Origin of the sequence: Mesorhizobium sp. M7A.F.Ca.CA.004.12.1.1, from assembly GCF_003997835.1 — a bacterium.
Taxonomy (GTDB): domain Bacteria; phylum Pseudomonadota; class Alphaproteobacteria; order Rhizobiales; family Rhizobiaceae; genus Mesorhizobium.
Window position 1 is genome coordinate 1 of sequence record NZ_RZRK01001445.1, and the last position, 599, is coordinate 599.

At 65.3% G+C, this 599-nt stretch carries 1 protein-coding gene; it reads right to left on the minus strand.

Annotation, left to right across the window (positions count from 1 at the left end; genetic code table 11):
- Window positions 1-172: 172 nt before the first annotated feature.
- Window positions 173-599, minus strand: a 427-nt coding sequence (locus tag EN984_RS36950; RefSeq protein ID WP_206517595.1) for a cytochrome d ubiquinol oxidase subunit II, incomplete at its 5' end; no start/stop codon positions are given.

The following is a 599-nucleotide window of genomic DNA, read 5'->3' on the forward strand; positions in this document are numbered from 1 at the left end:
TTAATCCCCCCCTGGAGGGGGAGATGGCCGCGAAGCGGCCAGAGGGGGTCGGCTCGACCGGTCTCGGCCTCTTGCGACAGAATGAGGTTAGCGCTCTCCGTGTGGCGACCCCCTCTGTCGCCTTCGGCGACATCTCCCCCTCGAGGGGGGAGATTAGCTCCCGCCATCCCCTTCAATCATACGTCAGATCCGTCGCCTTGCCGCCGAACACCCGGTAGGCATAGAACGAATAGAAGATGATGACCGGCAGCACGACCACGGTGCCGGCGAGGATGATGGCCAGGCTCTCCGGCGCGGAAGCCGCCTGCCAGATGGTCAGGCGATCGGGCACCACGAACGGGTAGAACGACCAGGCGAGACCGGCAAAGCCGAGCGCGAAGATGGCGGCCAGCGTCAGGAACGGCATCAGCGAATGGCGGTCGTCGGGCTTCGGCAGATGGAAGGTCTGCCGCCACAGCCACAGGAACAAAAGCGCCGACAGGATCGGCAGCGGCGACAGATAAAGCATTTCCGGCCAGACGAACCATTTGTCGAAGATGCGCGGGCTGGCGAAGGGCGTCGCCAGCGACACCGCCGCCATGCCGAGCGCGGTCAGCACC